Here is a 22,788-nt window from a genome sequence, read left to right on the forward strand (position 1 = left end):
TGATGAGTTTTAAAGCCACCTACCCTTTATTTACCTTTACTGACCCCAAATTGCCAAACAGACTTCATTAAACTTTTGACTTTTATTTTGACCACTCGCCAATGTGTGATGGGCCGTATAGGTGCGGTATTTAGCAGGTGTTGGTAGGTTTTTTCGCTCAAACGCCCCTCTTTGCCGTGTGCAAGAAGCAGTGTTTCTGGGTTGAGCTTGAAGATCCGTTCAAGTGACTGGCGATATTGATTGGGATGGAAAATAGGAAAAGGGGCAATCAACTGCTTTTTCACTTCAACCATTAAATCGGCAACATACACAATGCCTTGCTGTGCATGGTAGACAGATAAATCTCGGTCGGTATGCCCTGGAGTTTCTAAGATTTGCCATTCGTTAAAATGAGGAATAGTCTCGCCATCGTTGAGCTTAATGTCAGGCTTTAAGACACGTGGATACCATAAATTCTGCCGCGGGCGGCCTAGGCGATTCGCCATCCAACGCGCAAGCGCAAGATCGGCTAGATGCATACAAAATCCGTCCAAACCACGATACCAATCATGATCTTTATTGGCAGAGATGATTTTACAACCCGTTAATGCACGCAATTGATGAGCTGCTCCAGCGTGATCTGGATGCATGTGAGTTACCACAACGGTATGAAGATGAGAAAAAGGACGGTTCAGTTCATTCTCAATGAAGTACTGCAACGTAGGAATGTCCGCTCGACTTGCACCGTCTAGCAGTAATAATCGTTCTGGATATTCAGCCAGATACATATTCTGAATATAGCCTTTGATCGTATGCAGCTTCACCGTTATCCCTACTTGACAGATCAGACCTCCTGCCTGATGTTGGATAAGCATAGCATTAGCGAAAGTGATGTCCAAAGCGCGTCGTCTCTCATTTCCATCAATTTGAAGACAAAATAGAAGGCGCGCGCTATGCTGAGCCGGTTTTAATTGTGTAGAGATAACGCTATGAAGCCTATGATTATTGGCCACCGCGGAGTGGCTGGCCATTACCCTGAAAATACGCAAGTGAGTGTGCAAGCCGCTATTGATTTAGGCCTAAAGTGGGTTGAAGTGGATGTGCAACCGACTCAAGATCACATATTGGTTGTTTGCCACGATCACACCATTGATCGTTGCAGTAATGGTAAAGGGCGCATTGATTCTTATACGCTTGAGCAATTACAACAGTTCGATTTTGGCGCTTGGTTTGATCCTCAATTTGCAGGCGAACCCATCATGACATTAGAGACGTTGCTGACACTCGCAAAGCAGCACAGCCTTGGTTTAAACATTGAAGTCAAAGTGGATAAACACGATGTTGCTCAAGTCGCTGCTCAACTTAAAGCGCAACTGGATCAATGTGGATTACCGAATGAACAGATTGTTCTCTCCAGTTTTAGCCACGCTATCATGCGCGAGCTTTATCAGCATTGTCCGGGTTATAAATTGGCGGTGTTGAGCGAGCGATTAACGCGTAAAGATAAGCAAGTGTTAGCCGAAATTGACGCCTTTGGCTGTAACCTTAATTATCAATGGATCAGTGCAAAACACATTGCCGAGTTACATCAAGCGGGTTACCAAATTTGGTGCTACACGGTGAATAATCCAAAAAAGTTCAAACATCTTAACTCGGTTGACGCCATTTTTAGTGACGCTCCACAGTGCTTTTTGTAAGCCTGCAAACGTTTAGCTGACTGGTAGAATCTCTTTATTGAGAATGATTCTTCATAATGCGCCACTCTTCCACTCTGTCATCACTAAATAATATGGATGATTTCCTAAGGTACTCTCTATGATACTTGACTCATCGTTATGGATTTGGATCCCGCTGCTTTTTGCCATTATCTTCAGTTTTCAAAAGCAGTTACGTCCAGCATTCGCCTTGCTAGCACTGTCGTTAGTGGGCGGATGGTTCACAGACCGATTATCGTTAATGGCCCTGCTGTATGTCACCATTGGATTATGTGGTGCTTATTACATTCCACAACTGAAAGGCCGCTGGAAATGGTTTGCTCATGGTGCGTTGCTATTATGGGCAATTGCACTGCTGCTGCATGCTATTCCTGGTTTTAATAATCCTAAAGTGCTGGATAATGTGCTTGCTGGTGCAAATAGTGCCCCCTTTCGTCTCTACTTGAACCTAGATAAACCTATGGTATTTTTTGCTTTGCTACTCGCTTGGCCGCCACTCCTTGGCAACCATCAAACCATTCGTTGGGCCGCGATCGGTAAAGTGTCGATTCCTCTTTTTGCTTTGCTTTTTGTCGCATGGGCGCTTGGCGCGATTAAGCCCGAGTTATCTTTACCGACTTGGTGGTGGCTCTTTGCTCTCAATAATTTACTGTTAACCTGTGTGGTGGAAGAAGCATTTTTCCGGGGCTATTTACAAAAAGCCGTTAGTGAAAAATTCGGTCTATGGCTCGGTATTGCGCTCGCTAGTACCCTATTTGGTCTTGCGCATTTTTCTGGCGGCGTGACTTTGGCGCTATTTGCTACATTAGCTGGTATTGGCTACGGCGCGATCTATCATCTAAGCGGGCGTTTATGGACGGCTGTACTCTTCCACTTTCTCTTTAATTTTTCCCACCTTATTTTCTTCACTTATCCAGTATGGGTACAGCGTTAAAACCTCTAAGCCAGCTGAAGTTTTCGCTGGCTTTTTTCTTTTTATCAGTCGATGAAATACCTTATTGATAGTTTAGTGACAACCGTTATGAACAACTGAGTATAAAACGAATTGTTCTCATTATTCCTATTTTTGGCCTAGGGTTTATGGTCAACGTCATGTTGATAATAATACTCCAGGGAGGAGAGAATGAATCAGAAACAAACGTTATTGGCGATTGCGCTAGCAGGCTGTTTCAGTACCGCTTATGCAGAAGAAAAGGTGTGGATTTCCATTGGTGGTGACGCGACGCAAACGGCGCTTCGCTCTGGAGCCCAAAGCCTATTACCTGAAAATCTTATCAATCAAACATCAGTATGGGTTGGGCAAGTACCAGTAAGCGAGTTAGCGACGCTTTCACATGAAATGCACGAAAATCATCAGCGATGTGGTGGTTATATGGTGCACCCTTCTGCACAAAGTGCGATGAGTGTCAGCGCAATGCCGCTGAATCTAAACGCTTTCAGTGCACCGGAGATCACTCAGCAAACCACCGTTAATGCTTGGTTGCCATCAGTATCAGCGCAACAAATCACCAGTACCATCACCACCTTAACCCAGTTTAAAAATCGCTTTTATACCACCTCGACTGGTGCTCAAGCATCGAATTGGATTGCAGATCATTGGCGCTCACTCTCTGCGTCACTGCCCGCAAGCAAAGTAGAACAAATCACACATTCAGGCTACAACCAGAAATCGGTAATGCTCACAATTACAGGCTCTGAAAAACCTGACGAATGGGTGGTGATTGGCGGGCATTTAGACTCGACACTTGGTTCTCGAACCAACGAAAGCAGTATTGCGCCGGGTGCGGACGACGATGCATCAGGTATCGCGGGCGTGACAGAAATCATCCGTTTGTTGTCTGAGCAAAATTTTCGTCCTAAACGCAGCATCGCTTTCATGGCTTACGCTGCTGAAGAAGTGGGCCTTAGAGGTTCACAAGACTTAGCCAATCGTTTTAAAGCCGAAGGTAAAAAAGTAATGTCTGTGATGCAGTTAGACATGACTAACTACCAAGGTTCACGCGAAGATATTGTGTTTATGAGCGATTACACCGACAGTAATTTTACCCAGTATTTGACACAACTATTGGATGAATATTTACCGTCATTAACCTATGGATTTGATACCTGTGGTTATGCCTGCTCTGATCATGCCTCTTGGCATGCGGTTGGTTACCCAGCTGCGATGCCTTTTGAATCCAAATTTAATGATTACAACCCTAATATTCATAGCCCGCAAGACACTCTGCAAAATTCCGACCCAACAGGATTTCATGCGGTGAAATTTACTAAACTTGGATTGGCTTATGTGGTTGAAATGGGTAACGCCTCAACACCTCCTACACCGAGCAATCAACTGAAAAATGGCGTACCTGTGAACGGTTTATCGGCCAGCAGAAATAGCAAAACCTGGTATCAATTCGAACTGCAGGAAGCGGGCAACTTGAGTATTGTATTGTCAGGGGGAAGCGGCGATGCCGATTTATACGTTAAGTATCAAACTGATGCCGATCTACAGCAATACGACTGCCGTCCTTATCGCAGTGGCAATAATGAAACGTGTCAGTTCTCCAATGCTCAACCGGGCCGCTATTCTATTTTGCTGCATGGATACAACAATTACAGCAATGCAAGTTTAGTGGCGAATGCTCAATAAACAGCGCAAAGAAAAGCCAGCCGCAAGGCTGGCTTTTCGATTAACTCTCAGCATCGGGCTGGTTTTCTGGTGCAGCGGCAATAAACGCCGGATGAGCACGAAGCTCAGCAGTGATTCGTTTGATGATCGGAAACTGCGCCATATCAAGATTAAAGCGCTCCGCGTTATACACTTGTGGTACTAAACAAACATCCACTAAGCTCAGTTGATCACCAACACAGTACTCCCCTGATACTGTCGCCAATTTCTTTTCCAAGGCATAAAACCCCGTGGCTATCCAATGCCGATACCAGTCTCCTTTTTGACTTTCATCCACGGCCAGTTCACGCGTTAAATATTGTAAAACTCGTAGATTGTTCAGTGGATGAATATCAATAGCAATGTCTTGCGCCAGTGCTTTAACCTGATATTTCTCTTTACCTGATAGCGGAACCAAACGTACTTGGGGATACTGGTCATCCAAATATTCGATGATGGTTAACGACTGAGTAATGCAATGTCCGTTATCTTCCAGTACCGGAATTAACTCACTCGGATTGAGAGCGCTAAACTCGGCTGAATGTTGCACTCCGCCCTCCTTAACTAAATGGATAGCAATCGACTGGTAATCGAGCGCCTTGAGGTGAAGTGCAATGCGTACTCGGTAAGCGGCTGAAGAGCGCCAATACCCATATAACTTGAGGCCACTCATGACCCTTTCACCACGCGTTGATCGATTAAACCAAACAGGCTGTTCCCTTTATCATCACGCATTTCTAACGTTATCCTGTCACCAAATTTCATAAATTCGGTGCTTGGTTTACCGTCCCGAATGGTTTCAATCATTCGCACTTCTGCAATGCATGAATAGCCGACTCCCCCTTCAGCAATCGCACTGCCAAAATCGGTTCCCTGTTTATTGGAAACTGTACCAGAACCAATAATAGTGCCCGCGCACAAGGGGCGCGTTTTTGCTGCGTGAGCAATTAACTGTGGAAATTCAAACGTCATGTCCACGCCAGCATTGGGGCAACCAAATGGTTTATTGTTATAGGTTGATAGCAATGGCAGGTTGAGTTTTCCGCCGTCCCAATAGCGGCCTAGTTCATCGGGTGTCACAGCGACAGGAGAGAATGCTGAAGACGGTTTGGATTGAAAAAAACCAAATCCTTTAGCAAGCTCTTGAGGGATCAAACCACGCAGCGACACATCGTTAACCAACATCACCAATCGAATCGCTTGCGCAGTTTCACTTGGGGTTGCACCCATTCTGACATCATCGGTGATCACGGCCACTTCGGCTTCAAAATCAATTCCCAATGCCTCATCTTGCATTTGAATATCATCACGCGGTCCAAGAAAAGCATCCGAACCACCTTGATACATTAACGGATCACTCCAGAAGCTTTCAGGGATCTCCGCACCTCGTGCTTTTCGTACCAACTCGACATGGTTGACGTAAGCAGAACCGTCAGCCCATTGATACGCTCTAGGCAGCGGCGAATGACACAAGGTTTGATCAAACGGCATCTCTTGCAGCAATTCGCCTTCATTCAGCGCCGTATAAATTTCGCTGAGCATCGGTGCGGTTTCCTGCCAACGGTCTAAGGCTTGCTGTAAATGCTCGGCAATCTCAGGCACAGCAACGCATTTTGATAAGTCATGGCTGACCACTACCAATAAACCATCTCTTGTGCCGTTTTTTAGCGTAGCTAACTTCATGTCACTTCCTTATTCGCTCTTCCAACTGTAGACGTACTGTTGATTTTCAACCTGCTGCGCCGCCTCACTAAAGTGTAATGCATGCCGCGTATCAATCATCACAGCCACTTCATCGGTAAATTTTTTCTTATGCTCTTGCCCAGCTTGGAACGCTTTCGGATGTGGGCCATGGGTAAACCCGGCAGGATGAAAAGTGACCATGCCAGCTTCAATATTATCGCGGCTAAAGAAATCACCCGCATGGTAGAAGAGCACTTCATCGTAATCATCATTGTTATGATAAAACGGAACCTTTAAAGCGCCGGGGTCACTCTCAATCGGCCGAGGCACAAAGGTGCAGACCACAAAACCTTGGCCAACAAAGGTTGTGTGAGCAGAGGGCGGCAAATGGTAGCGATGCGACATCAACGGCCGAATGTCTCGCCAGTTGAGTTTCACCACGGAAAGATCACCGTGCCAACCTACTGCATCCAATGGGTTAAATGGATAAGTAATGACGCTGATTTTCTCATGACGTTTTAAATGAACTTGGGTGGTCTTTTCTGAATACTGCGCTTTAAACTCTGGGTTAATCGACGGGACTTGCAAAACCGCAGGATCGAATATGGCGTGGTTCCCTACTAGCCCTTTTTCTGGCAAAGCATACGCCGCATCCGTATTCTCTATCATTAGAATGAACATCGGCTCACTTGGCTCAAGCCGCCAATTGGTTGAGCGCGGGATCAACACATAATCTCCTTGTGAAACGCTCAAATGCCCGTAATCGCAATAAAAATCAGCGCTTCCTTGATGAATAAAAAGTAACTCATCCCCATCGGCGTTACGCACTAAATGATCCATCGCTTGAGCCAGCCTCCATACTCGGACTTTACATTGTGCATTATGCAATAGATGCGGCACGCTCCACGGTGAACTTTGTTTGGCTTGCTCGATCAAATTAAAATTAAAGGCTCTCGGCCTTAACTCACCTTGCCATTCACTCCACCCTGTCGGTACATGTTGGTGATGGAAATGGGCCGCAGGGCCAAAAAAGCCACTGCGTCCTGCTTCTCTTTCATAGATGGCCTCTTGCGGGAAGTCGGCATGAGCTTGGTTTGAACATACCCCTTCTCGATGAGGAAATGTGATCCATTTATGCATCGCTGAGTACTCCTCGTCGAATTTGATCTTCTTCAATCGACTCAAATAACGCTTTGAAATTACCTTCCCCGAACCCTTCATTGCCTTTGCGTTGAATGATCTCAAAAAAGACTGGGCCAATGACGGTTTGAGTAAATATTTGCAGCAAAATTCCATCTTTCATCGGTGCACCATCAATCAGGATCCGCAGCGCTTTTAACTGATCAACATCTTCTTGATGCCCTTCAACTCGATCACTGACTTTTTCGTAGTAAGTATCCGGTGTTGGCATGAAATCCATCCCTCGTTCGCGCAGAGTACGTACCGTCTGGTAGATATCATCAGTGGATAAAGCGATGTGTTGGATCCCCTCACCATTGTATTCACGAATAAACTCTTCTATTTGTGATTTATCGTCAGACGATTCATTAATTGGGATGCGAATTTTGCCGCAAGGCGCTGTCATTGCACGGCTAACTAGCCCCGTTAGCTTCCCTTCAATATCAAAATAGCGAATTTCACGGAAGTTACCGATCCGCTCATAAAAGCCAGACCAAACGTCCATGTGGCCTTGTTTGACGTTATGCGTTAAGTGGTCAATTTCGAACAAGCCAACATTGGCGTGAGTCATTCGTTGTTTGGCATCGGCATAGAACTTGAAATCCACATCATAAATGCTCTGGCTACCATAACGATCGACAAAATAAAGCAAGCTATCGCCAATTCCATAAATCGCGGGAATACTCAGTTCCATCGGGCCAATTTGTGTTTTGTATTCTCGCCCGCCATTTGCCTGCACATGCTGCATGGCGACAGATGCATCATGAACGCGAAACGCCATCCCACACACTGAAGGTCCATGCACTTTGGCAAACGCTGCAGCTTGGCTATGGGGTTGAGAGTTAACGATAAAATTGATATCCCCTTGACGATATAACCACGCCTCTTTTGAGCGATGTTTGGCTATCTCAGCAAAGCCAAGAGAAGTAAACAGCTCTTTTAACTGCGCGATTCCAGCGGGATCAGCCGCGGTGTACTCCACAAATTCAAAACCGTCTGTTCCCAATGGGTTAAATGTTGAGGTCATCTCACGCTCCTTTTTTGTTAACGCTTGTGTTGAGTATTGCGAACATGGCGTAATTTTCAGCAAAAATGAACCCTATAACAAAAAACGGTTTAGCGGAGAACAAATAGTGTCAATGTAATTAAAATGTTACACAAATCTATTAATGAGCAGTAGGATAGTAAATTAGCGAATTTCACAGAGATGATTTGTTTTTATTTGACTGAATAATAAGCACTTTTACTTAATTGGCCACGTTAATCACAAGTCAATCATAACCAGTTGCTCAGTAAGATAAATAGCACGGCGTAACATTTTAGCTACATTTATCAAAAGCCGACACTGCCTCCGGCAAAAAACACACAATCGGGCGAGGTGTTAGGCGCACATGATTTTTATATGTCGAGCTACACGAACAAAACATTAGGCCAACACAAGTGAATCATTAAGTTAAAAACAATAGCCATTGGCTATATGTAAGCGAAAAATTCGGTTGTTTTGTCGTGCTTCTTTGATTTATCGCAGAACATCGCGTCATCCACACGCGATATGGTATGGCTTCTGTTTCCTACGAGATAACAAAATGACCATGATAAATGAACAGCGCTTGGTTGAGCACTTTCTACAACTAATTCAAATTGACAGCGAATCGGGTAACGAAAAACAGATTGCAGAAACGCTGTCTGAACAATTGGGTGAGCTTGGTTTTTCAGTCCAAAAACTGCCCGTACCTGAACATGTTTCCAATGGCTTTAACCTTTATGCTCGCCTAGCAGGACAACTCGATGACAGTGTCGTACTGAGCTGTCACATGGATACCGTCAAACCGGGGATTGGTATCACACCCGTCATTGAAAATGGCGTCATTCGCTCTAACGGTGACACCATTTTAGGCGGCGATGACAAATCGGGTATTGCGGCCATTATGGAGGCGATCCGAACGATTAAAGCGCAAAAACAACCTCATAAAACCATTGAAATTGCATTCACCGTCCATGAAGAAGGCGGGCTACAAGGCTCCAAACACTTTGATATGTCTCATATTCAATCGGCTAAGGCGATTGTACTCGACACTGGTGGTCCAATAGGAACCATCGTTAAAGCCGCCCCAGGGCAGCAAAAAATCATCGTTAATATAAAAGGCAAACCCGCACACGCAGGCCTTGCTCCTGAAGAAGGTATTAGCGCTATCGCCGTCGCAGCCGATGCGATTACCCAAATGAAATTGCTGCGTATTGATGAGGAAACCACGGCGAATATCGGCCTTGTTCATGGAGGTGGCGCAACGAATATCGTCATGCCTGATCTTAGAATTGTCGCTGAAGCCCGTTCATTGAATGATGATAAGTTGAGCCTACAAGTTGAACATATGGTGTCAACATTTCAGGCCGCGGCGCACAAGCATGGCGCGCAGGTTGAGATTGAATCTACTCGTGCTTACAACGCCTTTGTATTGGATGAAGAGCATCCGCATATCGTTGCGATCAAAAAGAGCTTTGAATCGGTTGGGATTGCACCAAAAACCAAACGTACTGGTGGAGGCAGTGATGCAAACAACTTTAACGAAAAAGGATTAGTGACCGTCAATTTGTCAACGGGCATGGCGAAAGTTCACACCACCGAAGAGTATATTGCGATCAGTGATATGGTGAAGATTGCAGAATTCCTAACAACGTATTTGACCGAATAAGCCTTACGATAAAACAGGCCTCATTTTCGCGAGGCCTGCTAAAGAAACATTGGTGGGATTTATATAAATTATAAGCCTATATTTTCCGTTAACGCTTTGATTTGTTCTAAATCCATGCGGTGAACTTGGATCATCTGATCGATTTGGCTAATTCTTGAATTCGCTTCATCTTGCTTATCACATGCGTCTGATTTTGCATCCCACGACTTACCTTCTAGGTAGACATCACAATCGGTTTTGAGCGTTTTGAGCTTCGGTACTAAACTTTCTTTCTCTTTTTGCAGCGCTTCTAACTCTTGCTTAATTTTCAATTCACGTTGGAACAGTTCGCGTGAACGTTCAAAAATCGTTGCCTGCATATCGGCTTGCCGATTTAATTTAGAATTTTTGTTCTCAACTTGCGCTAGTGCATTTTCCTGTGTATTAAGTTTCGCTTGCAGCGCTTTATTTTCTGCCATTAACGCTTGGTATTGGCTTTGCGCTTGATCCAGCTCTTGTTGATACTGCTTTTGTTGCTCTTCTAATGCTTGTTGAAGTTTATTTGCTACTTCAGCGTCGACACTGGCGACTTTTAATTGCACTTTTTCAGCTAATTGGCTTTTATCTTGGGTGAGCTGTTCATATTTTTCTTCTAGCTGATGGTATGTTTTTTGCCAGTTATTCGTGGTGATACTTGAACCGATTAAGCCACCTAATGCTAACCCCAACACCCCTGCTAACGCGATGTAGACGTAGGTGCGTTTGTCTCGTTCTTCAATCACTACGACATCGTCTTGTGCATCAATGTCCGTCTGTTTGTTCACTCTTTCGCTCCTATCTATCTCAGCGAGTTAATTCAGTAATCACAATTGAGGCAGCATAAATGACAAAAGCAGTGAGTAAAGAAACCACCACACCTTTTTGCAACTTTTCGTTGGTACGATAACGAATAAAAATAAAAGCAATGGCGATCAATAAAATAATGGTGATGAGTCGTGTCATTAGCCTATCCTCTCACGTAGTGTATATCATTTATAACACGCGATAAGTCAGAAAAAAGTAGAACAATCGACAACAAGCGTAAAGTTTTCACCCCTCATCCTACGTTTACGTCTATAAATGGTTAACAAACCACCAAACGGCAGAAAATTGAGATCAAAAGCACAATTTTTCTTGTCTTGAAAAACGCTTTATGTAACATATCTCGCCTTGATGGTAAGCGCACTTATCATCAGTTCCGATGAAGACTGCAGGAGAGTAGCCTTAGTTTATTCAAAGTATGAGTAAACAGGCTCGCCGAAGAAGTAAATCTTTCAGGTGCTAATGCTCTCTCTTATGAGAGCTGGCGAGGACTGTAGTTGGAGGAACCTCTGGAGAGAACCGTTTAATCGGTCGCCGAAGGAGCAAACCCTATTTGGGGTGAAACTCTCAGGCAAAAGGACAGAGGAGTGGAAAGTTACAATCATAAATAGGTGTGGTTTCTTCACCACCGGCCTGCTGTGATCTTTTTGTGGGATCTTTTCAGATTACTGCCCTTTCCCTCTTCTCCTTAACTGTCGTTTTATTAAGGGGAACTAATGAACAACCTGCAATCTATTCTTGAATCTATAGACAACTTTGTCTGGGGACCACCACTTTTAATTTTATTGGTCGGTACAGGCATCTATTTTACGTTTCGTCTCGGTCTTATCCAATTTCGACATTTACCTACCGCACTTAAGATGGTGTTTAGTAAAGACAAAGACGCCGGTAAACAAGGCGATGTATCAAGCTTTGCCGCCTTATGTACCGCACTTTCCGCGACTATTGGAACCGGTAATATCGTTGGCGTAGCGACAGCGATTAAGCTCGGTGGGCCGGGCGCGCTATTTTGGATGTGGTTAGCCGCGCTGTTTGGTATGGCGACCAAATACGCTGAATGTTTACTGGCAGTAAAGTATCGTCAAGTGGATGACAAAGGCCAAATGGTTGGTGGCCCGATGTATTACCTGCAATATGGCGTGGGCTCGCGAACTTTGGCGGTTTTATTCGCCCTATTTGCCATCGGCGTCGCTTGTTTCGGCATCGGTACATTCCCACAAGTCAACGCGATTTTAGATGCTACTGAAATCTCTTTTGGTGTGTCACGCGAAATATCAGCAGTGGTTCTAACGCTGTTAGTCGCATTTGTCACGGTCGGTGGTATTCAATCAATTGCTAAAGTGGCTGGGAAAGTGGTACCTGCCATGGCCCTTTTTTACATCCTTGCGTGTTTGAGTGTGATCATCAGCAACAGCGATCAATTACTCACGGCCATCAGTTTAGTTATTACTTCTGCCTTCACTTCCACAGCCGCTACTGGTGGTTTCTTAGGAGCGAGCATCATGCTGGCGATCCAATCAGGGATTGCGCGCGGTGTATTTTCTAATGAATCAGGTCTTGGTAGCGCGCCAATGGCCGCGGCGGCAGCGAAAACTGACTCTTGCGTAAAACAAGGGTTGATTTCAATGACTGGTACTTTCTTTGACACCATCATTATTTGCACCATGACCGGGCTTGCGCTGATCTTAACTGGCGCATGGCAAAGTGATTTTTCTGGTGCCGCCATGACAACCTATGCATTTGCCGTGGGCTTAAATGCGCAAACCTTGGGCCCGATGATGGTCTCCATTGGTTTGATGTTTTTTGCTTTTACGACGATTTTAGGCTGGAACTATTACGGTGAGCGCTGCGTGGTGTTTTTGTTTGGCACCAAAGCAGTAATGCCTTATAAGCTGATTTTTATCGGTTTGGTAGCATCAGGTGCATTCTTGCACCTTGATATGATTTGGATTATTGCTGATATCGTTAACGGTTTAATGGCTATCCCTAATCTGATCGGATTAATCGCATTACGTCATATTGTGCTTGAAGAGACCAAGCTATTTTTTGAAAAACAGTCAGCGCCTTTGGCGCGTAATCCTCAAACTCAATACTGAGTAACCACATCGCAGGTAGGCATTAAATCGCCTACCTGCGGTTTGAAGCCTGTCTTTTCCGCTTTTTAATCTGTTTATCCAAACAAGAATACGATAAGTTTAAAACAGCTAAGATGATTATCGAGGTAGGAACACCGTATCCCAAGGCTAATCCTTCCAGAAACAACAAAAAACACACTAAGATAACTGCACAAATAACCAATATATTCAAATTACCCTCAACACGTGATGTCTCGTAATCCATGCAAGGTTTTATATCGTAAATTTAAAGCAGTAACTTCAAAAAAATGTCATTCTAGCTTTGTTCAGAAAACTCCTACAACTAATTGATTAAATTATCTTTTCTCAAGCATTAATTTTAGACCCAGAGCAACTAGAACCACGCCTGTTGTCCCTTCCATCCATTTCATAAACGACGCATTCTTGAGTAAGTTTTTTGCAAAGCTTAATGCGCCCGCTAAACCGCACTGCCAACACATAGCGATAACAAAATGAATGGAAGCCATCAAAAGCGATTGCAACAACGGAGAATATTCTGGGTTAATAAATTGCGGCAAAAATGCGAGATAAAATACTGCCGTTTTAGGGTTCAACACATTGGAAAGAAAGCCTTCACGCAATGACCGCTTCAGCGTAAATTCACTGTGTGAAATCGCCGTAACCTGCATACCTTGGCTATTTTTCAGCAACGCTTTTAAGCTGGATAGTCCCAGCCAAATTAAATACGCCGCACCAATCATTTTAACCACATGAAACAGCTCGGCCGATTGTGCCAAAATCGCCGAAATACCAACGGCGGAAAAGGTCGCATGCACAAATAGCCCCATGCAAATACCCAAACTTGTTATGCTGCCGTCAGTGAACCCTGCTCGTGATGTGTTACGAATCACCAGTGCCGTATCTAGCCCTGGAGTTAGCGTTAATATAGTAATTGCGATCAGAAAGGCTTCAACGTTTTGGATATACATACCCGTCCTTGTATAAAAGAAATGTCATCGTTTGCCTTTTTATACCTGAGCTCTTTTATAAAGTCTTTAACAGTTTTCACTGGATAAGAAAATAATGAAATACTCACAGCCTTGTCGGTTTGGGTCACGCTCTTTCACCTTGATTGACTTGGATAGCCTTGGTTAGACACTTAATGGTTGCTACACTAACTCTTCTTTTACGTCACGGAAGGCTAATTCCATGGATGCATTCAATCAATTAGTTCAACATTCTAAGAAAATTTCACATTTCAATCATTTAGCGGCTATTTGTGACTGGGATCAAGCCGCAGTAATGCCTGCTGGCGGCGCTCAAGCTCGCTCGGAAGCGATGGCGCACTTGTCCGTTCATATTCATAGTTTACATACTCAACCTCAATTGGCTGAATGGTTTGATAAAGCACAAAATGAGCCATTGGACGATGAGCAAAAAGCAACTCTGCGTGAACTCAAACGCCACTGGCAGCAGGCAAACGTACTGCCTGAAGCTTTGGTGCAAGCGAAATCTCTTGCTGGTTCAAAGTGTGAACATGCTTGGCGTACCCAACGCAAAAACAATGATTGGGTCGGTTTTGAGAAAAACTGGGCTGAGGTGGTCACACTCTCACAGCAAGAAGCGCAGATCCGCGCTGATGCTACAGGTTTAACGCCTTATGATGCGATGCTCGATCTTTACGAACCGGGTACAACAACTCAATCACTGGACGCTGTTTTCAGCGATGTTAAAACTTGGCTGCCAACGTTAATCGATCAAGTCATAGAGAAGCAGCGCGCCGAAGAGATAATCATACCGACTGGCCATTACCCTGCTGAAAAGCAAAAGGCGCTAGGATTAGAAGTCATGAAACTGCTTCAGTTTGATTTTGAACACGGTCGCCTTGATGAAAGCGTTCACCCTTTTTGTGGCGGTGTTCCAACCGATGTTCGGATCACCACTCGTTATAATGAGTCGGAGTTTATTCAGTCTCTAATGGGCATTGTTCATGAAACGGGCCACGCACGTTATGAGCAAGGCTTGCCTAAACATCTTGCTGGTACACCAGCAGGAGAAGCGCGTTCGATGGGTATTCATGAATCTCAATCGCTCTTCTTTGAAATGCAGATGGGCCGCAGTGAACCCTTTATTGAGCACTTAGCCACCCTAGCCGCCCGCTATTTTTCAGGTAGTGAAGATAAAGTATTTGCACAAGCGAATTTCCAGAAGATCTACACTCGCGCCGAAAAAGGCTTTATTCGTGTCGATGCCGACGAGCTCACTTATCCAGCGCATGTCATTTTACGTTATGAAATTGAACGTGATTTGATCAATGGTCATATCAAACATACCGACGTGCCTGAGCTATGGGATCAAAAAATGCAGGCTTACCTCGGCCTTTCTACCCAAGGAAATAACCAAAACGGCTGTATGCAAGACATCCACTGGACAGATGGCGCTTTCGGATATTTCCCAAGTTATACACTTGGCGCGATGTACGCTGCGCAGTTTATGGCAGCAATGAAGAAAACGGTGGATGTTGATGCCGCCATTCGCAGTGGTGATTTATCACCAATATTTACTTGGCTTGCCGATAATATTTGGCAAAAAGGTAGCCTATTAACAACCGATGAATTGGTGAAACAAGCGACTGGGGATGTGCTTAACGCTCAATATTTCCAAGACCACCTAAAGCATAGATACCTTTAGCGCTAAACTTAAAAAGCAGCTTAAATCGCTGCTTTTTTTACACTTAGTTAACGCTCAATAACACGCAGGAATTCATGATGAACTTTTCATCAATGCATCTTTACGCAAGCGCCATACTGTCAGTAACATCGCCAGTAGCGCTAGTACGCTCATGCCAATATAAACCAAGCTAAAACCTTGTGATAATACCTGAGTGGAAACGCCAGCCTGCTCGGCACCGTGTTCAGTAACCATGACTTCGCTCGGCACTCTCAGATAAAAGAGCGCGGAACAGAACGCAACACCGAGTGCACCGCCGAGTTCTCGTCCAAAATTAAACAGTGACATGCCAATGCCGCGATCACGTGCGGGTAAGACACTTTGTACAACAACGCCTAAGGCCGGTAAGGTTAAACCAATACCTATACCCGCAAAACCCAATGCAAATTTCACCCACATATCGTAATGAACTTGCCACAATGCAGCCATAGCCAAAGTAAAACCGACGATCACTAACATCTTATAACGGCCAAACTTCGCGATGAGCTTCCCACCCACATAAGCGCCAGAGGTAATACAGACCATGAAGATCACCATAATGGCACCGCTTTCTGACGGAGTGAGTCCTTTTTGCCACTGAAACTGCAGTGGTAAATAGACCAAAAGCGCAAACATCAGCATTTGCGATCCCATAATAAGAACAATCGCGGTCAGATAATTCGGAAGACGTGCTAAACGCGCCGGTAAAATAGGATCACTCACTCTGCGTTCAACAACCACCAAAGCAACTAAACACGCCAGTAATGCAAACGCGCCCCAGCCAGTAGGCATAAATGAATGTGAAGAAAGTAATAACAGCAGCAAAGTCGTCGCACTCATGAGTAACGCTGCTCCCACCCAATCAAAGCGACTATCTCTGCGTTTATTGAGATGCTTCAAATAGCGGTTAACCATGTAAAGTGCCACCAACCCTAGCGGTAAATTAATACCGAATACCCACCGCCAACTGAGGTAGTCAGCAAAATAGCCGCCAAGCAGTGGCCCTGCAATACTGGACACCGCATAAACCGCTGAAATATAACCTTGGTACTTGCCCACTTCGCGCGCAGGAATGGAATCGGCGATAACAGTAAATGCCAGAGCTATTAAGCCTCCACCGCCAATCCCTTGAATCACACGAGCACCAATTAAACTGGGTAGATCAAAAGCAAAGGTACACAGCGCGGAACCCAACATAAAGATCACGATACTGACATTTAGCATCCGAACTCGTCCAAACAAGTCGCTCAGTTTACCGTAGACGGGCAATACAGCGGTCGATGCTAATAGATAAGCAGTAATCACCCATGTTAATGCTTGTCCTGCCGAGAGATCTTGCCCAATAAGAGCCAATGGTGTGGTAACGATGCTTTTTTCAAGCGAGCCTAAAGCGATGACTAAAGCAACGCTGGCAAAAATAATTTTCGGATTAGCCGAATAAGTTGAATCGGTAGGCATGTGCCCCTCATATGAACTTGATTAGAATGCGCGACCGACACGATAACGTAATAGTGCACATCCTAAAATAGGATAGAATGGGATGGCTTATTGCATAAATGGGATTAATGATGAAACTTGATGATTTATCACTCTTTTTAACGGTAGTGAAATGTGGCAATTTTACGCTGGCAGCAAAACAAAAAGCCTTGTCCACCAGTACTTTGAGCCGCAGAATTCAGCAGTTGGAGCAAGATATTGGCAGCATTCTACTGATCAGAAACAGTAAAGAAGTGGTACTAACGAAAGAAGGCGAGCATTTGTTTGAAACCTATGCCAACCTATTTAGCCAAATAGAAGATAAACAAGCACAAGCTTTAAAAGCCAAACAAGAGTTTAGAGGCGAGATCGTCATTAACGCGCCAATCCTACCCATTCGGCATCAGCTAAGTCCATTAGCATTGGAATTTTGTCAGCAACATCCTAAAGTCAACATTCGTATTCAAGTCGGTGCAGGGCTGGATTATCATACCCAGCACGACCTTGATATAGCGCTACGTTTTGGTCCACAACCGCAATCCGATTGGGTTGCGCGCAAACTAGCTAATAACCCTTCCGTGTTGTGCACAAGTCCTGACTACTCGGCCTCTTTGCTGCTAAAACATCCAGAGCAATTACTTTCTCTGCCACTACTCACTTTAAATACCAAACAAGCGTGGATATTTGAACATTAGCAAAGCAAAGAACGTTTTCAATTTATCCCTCAGGCACGTATTAGCTCTGAGGAAATTGATACGATTTTGCAAGCCACATTCATGAATATGGGTATTGCAAGGTTACCTAAAGGATTAATTGATAAGGAGTTAGAGGAGAAACGATTAGTGCCATTATTGCCTAACTGGCAGATTGAAGGAGCGGATGTTTATTTGCTGCACCCTCAGAGACGTTTTCTTCCTGAGCGAACTCAGGCATTTATTGACTACATCATCAATCACTGGTCACGCTTTGCTTTCAGTTACTGGCGTACTTGAGAATGTACACCACACCATACTGCTCAAATAAAAAACCACTTCTTGCTACTAACGAGCAAGAAGTGGTTGAAAGCGATTGAGTGACTAGATTAAAGAAAGTGGAAGGTCGCGTTGAATGAAACCGTACCAATATCGTCATCGCCCAAAGTGTAATTCATGTAACTTGCACCAACTGAAATTGGCCCCATCAGGAAGTATTCAGCGCCTACACCGTACATGATGTCAAAACCATCATCTATTTTATTGCTGTTTAATTTTTTATCCCAAGAATGCAAACCACCCTTGGCATACACATGCAGAGGGCCAAAATCAATGCTTGGCTTTACCGCAAAATAAACAGAAGAGGCCGCGATTTCATTCGTGGCAGTGACTTCAAATTTGCCATGGTCGGTGTAACCCGCTTCGAGGCCAATCAGAGGAAGAATACCAGTACCGGCATGAATGTTGTACGAAGTACCGCTTTTACCATTCAAATCCGATTGGCCTACCGATGCGCCGCCATAAATCCAAGAGTCAGCAAACGCCATTGAAGATGTACTGATCAGCGCCAGTGCGATTAAAGTCTTTTTCATGATGAACCTTCTTTATTTAATTTGGCAGTGGCCTCAAAACGGCGACCGATTGCCACATAGCGTCAAATTATAGTGAACTGTTGGTTAGATGCAAATCTTATACCTAACAAGCATCAATCGCATTTTTTATACGTTTATCTGAAACTGGATAAGGAGTGCCAAGTTGCTGAGCAAATAAACTCACGCGAAGCTCTTCAATCATCCAACGGATCTCTTTAACATTTTCAGGTACTTCTGCACCACGAGGTATCTTGTTTAGTAGCACTTTGTAATCATTGGTTACCGCTTCAATTTTCAACATGTGCAAACGATCCTTATTTGGATCAATGGGTAACTTCTCCATCCGACGTTCAATCGCGCGCATGTAACGCAGAATATCCGGCAAACGCTTCCAGCCGCATTCGGTGGCAAAGCCTTTAAAGATCAAACCTTCGATCTGCGCTTTGATATCCGATAACGCAAAGGCCATCGTAAAATCGATTTTCCCTTTCAGCTTTTTATTAATGTTGAATGCCGTGGTAAGAATCGTCTCCACTTGTTGGGCGATATCGACCACAGTATCGCCCAATTCAGCGCGCACAAACTCTTTCAGTGCCTCAAACTGCTCCGGCTCCCACACTAAACCGCCTTGCTGTTCAATTAACTTATCAATCCCACAAGCAATACAGTCATCAATCAGGTCCAGTACTTTGCCATACGGGTTAAAGTAGAGCCCCAATTTTGACTTGTTCGGTAAATTGGTGTGCAGATATTTAATCGGTGAAGGAACGTTCAGCAAAATCAGACGCCTTTGCCCTGCTTTCATTGCATTAAGTTGTTCTTGCTCAGTCTCAAAAAGCTTAATTTCAACACTTTCTTTACTATCCACTAACGCTGGATAGGCTTTAACCTCGAAACCGCCGCGCTTTTGTTGGTACACTTTCGGTAATTCACCAAAGCTCCACGTATGCAGACCTTGCTGTTCAATATCATCGTCTGCCACTTGAGAGAGTGTTTCTTGTACTTTCTCTTTCAAACTCTCTTTCAGCTGATATAAATCTTTATGCTCGTTGAGTTTGCGATTTTTATGATCCACCGCGCGAAAAGTGATTTTTAAATGATCCGGAACTTGCTCTAACTTCCAATCTTCACGCTTCACCTCGACGCCCGTCATGCGTCTTAACTCTTTTTCCATCGCATCCAATAAAGGCAATTCCATCGGTGTGACACGAGCTAAAAACGCATCCGCATAGTTAGGTGCCGGTACAAAGTTTTTGCGCAGTGTTTTAGGCAAAGACTTGATGAGGCTGACAACCAATTCATGACGTAACCCGGGGATCTGCCAATCAAACCCTGTCGGCTCAATTTGATTTAGGATCGGCAATGGTAAATGCACCGTGACACCGTCACTATCCACGCCAGGTTCAAATTGATAGCTGAGCTTCAGTTTAATACCGTTTTGGTGCCAAAAGTTGGGATAATCTAAATCAGTGATGTGGCTAGCATCACCTTTAAATAACATCTCTTTTTCAAAGTTGAGTAGATCTGGGGTGGCTTTGCTGACTTTTCGCCACCACGCATCAAAATGACGCCCAGAGACCACATCCGTTGCGACTCGCTGATCGTAGAACTCGAAAAGCTGTTCATCATCAATCAAAATATCGCGGCGGCGAGATTTATGCTCAAGCTCCTCGACTTCAAGTAATAAGCGACGATTTTGCTTGAAAAATGCGTGTTTGGTTTCCCAATCACCTTCAACTAATGCACTGCGAATGAAAATCTCACGACACAATGGCTCGTCAATGGTGCTGTAGTTAATCAAACGTTTAGGCACAATAGGAATGCCATATAACATCACTTTTTCATAGGCCATGACGGCGGCTTGTTTTTTTGACCAATGCGGTTCGCTGTAGCTACGCTTGATCAAATGCTGTGCCAGCGGTTCCACCCATTCAGGCTGGATTTTAGCTGCAATACGCCCCCACAGTTTAGAGGTTTCCACCAATTCGGCGACCATCACCCACTTGGGCTGCTTTTTAAACAGACCAGAAGCGGGAAAGATATTAAAGCGGGCGTTACGAGCCCCTTGGTATTCATTTTTCTCTTGGTCTTTGATACCGATGTGCGACAGTAAACCAACCAAAATTGCACTGTGGATACTTTGGTAATTGCCCGGTTCGTCGTTCAATTTGTAATCCATTTCACGCATCGATTGGTGAATTTGGAAGTAGACATCCTGCCATTCGCGTACCCGCAAATAATTGAGGTAATCTTGTTTGCACTGCTTACGAAATTGGCTGCTGCTTAACGCTTTTTGCTCAGTTTGAATGTGGTTCCACAAATTCACTAGGCTCAGGAAATCGGACTCTTCATCAAAAAATCGGCGATGTTTCTCATCTGAGGCTTGTTGCTTATCTGATGGGCGTTCACGTGGGTCTTGAATCGAAAGTGCAGCGGCAATCACCATCAGCTCTTTTACGCAGCCAAGCTTTGGCGCTTCGAGCACCATACGCGCCAAACGGGGATCAATCGGCAAGCGTGCTAATTTGCGCCCCATATCCGTCAACTGCTTTTTGCTGTCGTGACCATTTTTATTGGTATCAGGAACAATCGCACCAAGCTCTTCAAGCAAACGCACACCATCTTGAATGTTGCGTTTATCCGGCGCTTCCACAAACGGGAATGCTTCAATATCACCCAGCCCAAGTGCGGTCATTTGTAAAATAACCGAGGCTAAGTTGGTACGCAGTATTTCCGGATCGGTAAATTCTGGGCGTGAAAGAAAATCCTCTTCGGAATAGAGGCGTATGCAGATCCCTTCTTCAACACGGCCACAACGTCCTTTACGCTGATTTGCACTCGCTTGAGAAATTGGTTCAATCGGCAAACGTTGGACTTTGGTGCGGTAGCTATAACGGCTGATACGCGCCGTACCTGGGTCAATGACATATTTGATACCCGGAACGGTAAGGGATGTTTCTGCCACGTTGGTGGCTAAAACAATGCGCCGCCCTATATGGGGCTGAAAGATTTTATTCTGCTCTCCGGCGGATAATCGTGCATAAAGCGGCACAATTTCAGTATCACGTAAGTTACGTTTACTGAGCGCATCGGCCGTATCACGAATTTCTCGTTCACCATTCATGAAGATCAGAATATCGCCAAGCCCTTCAGCACAGAGTTCATCGACGGCTTCAAAAATACCTTCAAGTTGATCGCGGTCTGCTTCCTCTTCACCAAGCAGTGGTCGATAACGCGTATCGACCGGATAAGTACGACCCGACACTTCAATGATAGGCGCGCCACTAAAATGGTTAGAGAAGCGTTCAGGATCGATGGTGGCCGAAGTAATGATGACTTTGAGATCCGGACGACGCGGCAGCAGTTCTTTCAAATAACCTAAGATAAAATCGATATTTAAGCTGCGCTCATGCGCTTCATCGATAATGATGGTGTCGTACTGATTGAGAAAACGATCATGCTGGATTTCGGCCAACAATATCCCGTCAGTCATCAATTTGATCTGAGTCTGCTCGGAAATTTGATCGTTAAAACGAACTTTATAGCCAACAAAGCCACCCAGTTCTGTTTCCATCTCTTGCGCTATTCGGCTCGCGACCGAACGCGCAGCAAGGCGACGTGGTTGCGTATGGCCAATCAGGCCATATTTACCGCGCCCAAGTTCTGCGCAAATTTTGGGTAACTGAGTCGTTTTGCCTGACCCTGTTTCACCCGCCACAATTACCACTTGGTTTTCAGCAATCGCTTTGGCGATATCATCGCGTTTTTGGCTTACGGGCAATAAATCAGGGTAGTCGATGGTAACGCGGTTGTTGAGACGCTGATGCGCCACCATCATTGACTGAGCAATATCGAGCGCAATTTGATCAAAAACGGCATGTTTGGCTTGCTCATTTTTTATTTTGCTCGCACCAGAGATGCGTTTACTCAGACGAAAACGATCACGCATCATGCATTCTTTCAATGCATTGCGCAGAGATGCCGCACTGTTGCTGCTAGCGTTCATTGACTTGTGTTGATTGGGCTGTGACGAGGTCAAAGCATTTCCTATTCATTTCATTACATAAAACTGAGCGGATTGTAGCATAATCAACGCTCCTGCAATCAGTTATCCTTTCACAAACGGCGAGCATTTATTCGCTTCCTCCTCGATTCCGGTATGTTTTGCCATCGTTTGTATGATTAAGCGATTTAAAATTGGGTAATCGGATCAGGATTTCTT

Annotated in this window: 17 protein-coding genes, 1 pseudogene and 1 riboswitch; of the genes and pseudogenes, 7 read left to right on the forward strand and 11 right to left on the reverse strand. The window is 44.7% G+C overall.

The genetic code is table 11. From position 1 onward, the window contains the following. Positions 1 to 26: 26 nt before the first annotated feature. The gene (locus tag AACV32_RS14010) at positions 27 to 803 is read right to left on the reverse strand and encodes an MBL fold metallo-hydrolase (protein ID WP_170895299.1); all 777 of its coding nucleotides are present in this window, start codon (positions 801 to 803) and stop codon (positions 27 to 29) included. A gap of 165 nt (positions 804 to 968) precedes the next feature. On the opposite strand from AACV32_RS14010, the gene AACV32_RS14015 reads away from it, so the two are divergent. The 3 genes from AACV32_RS14015 (at position 969) to AACV32_RS14025 (ending at position 4,329) form a co-directional block, all read left to right on the forward strand. Next, positions 969 to 1,676, forward strand: a complete 708-nt coding sequence (locus AACV32_RS14015; RefSeq protein ID WP_017050522.1) for a glycerophosphoryl diester phosphodiesterase — start codon at positions 969 to 971, stop codon at positions 1,674 to 1,676. A gap of 118 nt (positions 1,677 to 1,794) precedes the next feature. After that, entirely contained in the window at positions 1,795 to 2,628 is an 834-nt protein-coding gene (locus tag AACV32_RS14020) for a CPBP family intramembrane glutamic endopeptidase (protein ID WP_017050523.1), read from the forward strand. A gap of 189 nt (positions 2,629 to 2,817) precedes the next feature. After that, positions 2,818 to 4,329, forward strand: coding sequence for a M28 family metallopeptidase (locus AACV32_RS14025; RefSeq protein WP_170895300.1), 1,512 nt, complete (start codon positions 2,818 to 2,820; stop codon positions 4,327 to 4,329). Positions 4,330 to 4,369: 40 nt separating this feature from the next. Here the strand turns inward: AACV32_RS14025 and maiA are convergent, their stop codons facing one another. From maiA to hppD, 4 genes are read right to left on the reverse strand one after another with little or no spacing between them, the layout of a single operon-like run. Continuing rightward, positions 4,370 to 5,020: a maleylacetoacetate isomerase gene (gene maiA, locus AACV32_RS14030; protein ID WP_017050525.1), complete on the reverse strand. Its 651-nt coding sequence runs from the start codon at positions 5,018 to 5,020 to the stop codon at positions 4,370 to 4,372. Further along, positions 5,017 to 6,030 (reverse strand): fumarylacetoacetate hydrolase family protein, encoded by a 1,014-nt coding sequence (locus AACV32_RS14035; RefSeq protein ID WP_170895301.1) that lies wholly within the window; start codon positions 6,028 to 6,030, stop codon positions 5,017 to 5,019. Before AACV32_RS14035 ends, maiA begins: the two co-directional genes overlap by 4 nt. Before the next feature lie 9 nt (positions 6,031 to 6,039). Continuing rightward, positions 6,040 to 7,170: a homogentisate 1,2-dioxygenase gene (locus AACV32_RS14040; protein WP_170895302.1), complete on the reverse strand. Its 1,131-nt coding sequence runs from the start codon at positions 7,168 to 7,170 to the stop codon at positions 6,040 to 6,042. Continuing rightward, a complete protein-coding gene (hppD, locus tag AACV32_RS14045; RefSeq protein ID WP_094148041.1) occupies positions 7,163 to 8,236 on the reverse strand; it encodes a 4-hydroxyphenylpyruvate dioxygenase in 1,074 nt (357 codons plus the stop codon). Before hppD ends, AACV32_RS14040 begins: the two co-directional genes overlap by 8 nt. 559 nt (positions 8,237 to 8,795) lie before the next feature. On the opposite strand from hppD, the gene AACV32_RS14050 reads away from it, so the two are divergent. After that, on the forward strand, positions 8,796 to 9,902 hold the full coding sequence (locus tag AACV32_RS14050) for a M20/M25/M40 family metallo-hydrolase (protein WP_094166319.1): 1,107 nt from the start codon (positions 8,796 to 8,798) through the stop codon (positions 9,900 to 9,902). Positions 9,903 to 9,970: 68 nt separating this feature from the next. Here AACV32_RS14050 and AACV32_RS14055 read toward each other — a convergent pair whose 3' ends face one another. Both AACV32_RS14055 and AACV32_RS14060 read right to left on the reverse strand, forming a co-directional pair. After that, positions 9,971 to 10,705, reverse strand: coding sequence for a hypothetical protein (locus tag AACV32_RS14055; RefSeq protein WP_017050909.1), 735 nt, complete (start codon positions 10,703 to 10,705; stop codon positions 9,971 to 9,973). A gap of 19 nt (positions 10,706 to 10,724) precedes the next feature. Beyond that, complete coding sequence (locus AACV32_RS14060; RefSeq protein ID WP_010319274.1) at positions 10,725 to 10,883, reverse strand: hypothetical protein; 159 nt, start codon at positions 10,881 to 10,883, stop codon at positions 10,725 to 10,727. A 358-nt stretch (positions 10,884 to 11,241) separates the two neighbouring features. Beyond that, positions 11,242 to 11,335: riboswitch (glycine riboswitch) on the forward strand. A gap of 123 nt (positions 11,336 to 11,458) precedes the next feature. On the opposite strand from AACV32_RS14060, the gene AACV32_RS14065 reads away from it, so the two are divergent. Then, positions 11,459 to 12,838, forward strand: coding sequence for an alanine/glycine:cation symporter family protein (locus tag AACV32_RS14065; protein WP_017050528.1), 1,380 nt, complete (start codon positions 11,459 to 11,461; stop codon positions 12,836 to 12,838). 335 nt (positions 12,839 to 13,173) lie between these two features. On the opposite strand, the gene AACV32_RS14070 is transcribed toward AACV32_RS14065, so the two are convergent. Then, on the reverse strand, positions 13,174 to 13,806 hold the full coding sequence (locus tag AACV32_RS14070) for a LysE family translocator (RefSeq protein WP_017050529.1): 633 nt from the start codon (positions 13,804 to 13,806) through the stop codon (positions 13,174 to 13,176). 220 nt (positions 13,807 to 14,026) lie between these two features. Here AACV32_RS14070 and AACV32_RS14075 point away from each other — a divergent pair, with 220 nt between their 5' ends. After that, a complete protein-coding gene (locus tag AACV32_RS14075) occupies positions 14,027 to 15,508 on the forward strand; it encodes a carboxypeptidase M32 (RefSeq protein ID WP_017050530.1) in 1,482 nt (493 codons plus the stop codon). A 72-nt stretch (positions 15,509 to 15,580) separates the two neighbouring features. On the opposite strand, the gene AACV32_RS14080 is transcribed toward AACV32_RS14075, so the two are convergent. Then, positions 15,581 to 16,984, reverse strand: a complete 1,404-nt coding sequence (locus tag AACV32_RS14080; protein ID WP_170895303.1) for an MDR family MFS transporter — start codon at positions 16,982 to 16,984, stop codon at positions 15,581 to 15,583. 98 nt (positions 16,985 to 17,082) lie between these two features. Between AACV32_RS14080 and AACV32_RS14085 the strand changes: the two are divergent. Further along, a pseudogene (locus AACV32_RS14085) lies at positions 17,083 to 17,994 on the forward strand (LysR family transcriptional regulator). An 89-nt stretch (positions 17,995 to 18,083) separates the two neighbouring features. Here AACV32_RS14085 and AACV32_RS14090 read toward each other — a convergent pair. Together AACV32_RS14090 and hrpA are read right to left on the reverse strand one after the other, a co-directional pair. Continuing rightward, entirely contained in the window at positions 18,084 to 18,566 is a 483-nt protein-coding gene (locus tag AACV32_RS14090) for a porin family protein (RefSeq protein ID WP_017044743.1), read from the reverse strand. 103 nt (positions 18,567 to 18,669) lie between these two features. Beyond that, positions 18,670 to 22,605, reverse strand: a complete 3,936-nt coding sequence (gene hrpA, locus AACV32_RS14095; RefSeq protein ID WP_170895304.1) for an ATP-dependent RNA helicase HrpA — start codon at positions 22,603 to 22,605, stop codon at positions 18,670 to 18,672. Positions 22,606 to 22,788 lie beyond the last annotated feature (183 nt).

It is taken from the genome of Vibrio sp. B7 (assembly GCF_963888765.1).
Lineage (GTDB): Bacteria > Pseudomonadota > Gammaproteobacteria > Enterobacterales > Vibrionaceae > Vibrio > Vibrio anguillarum.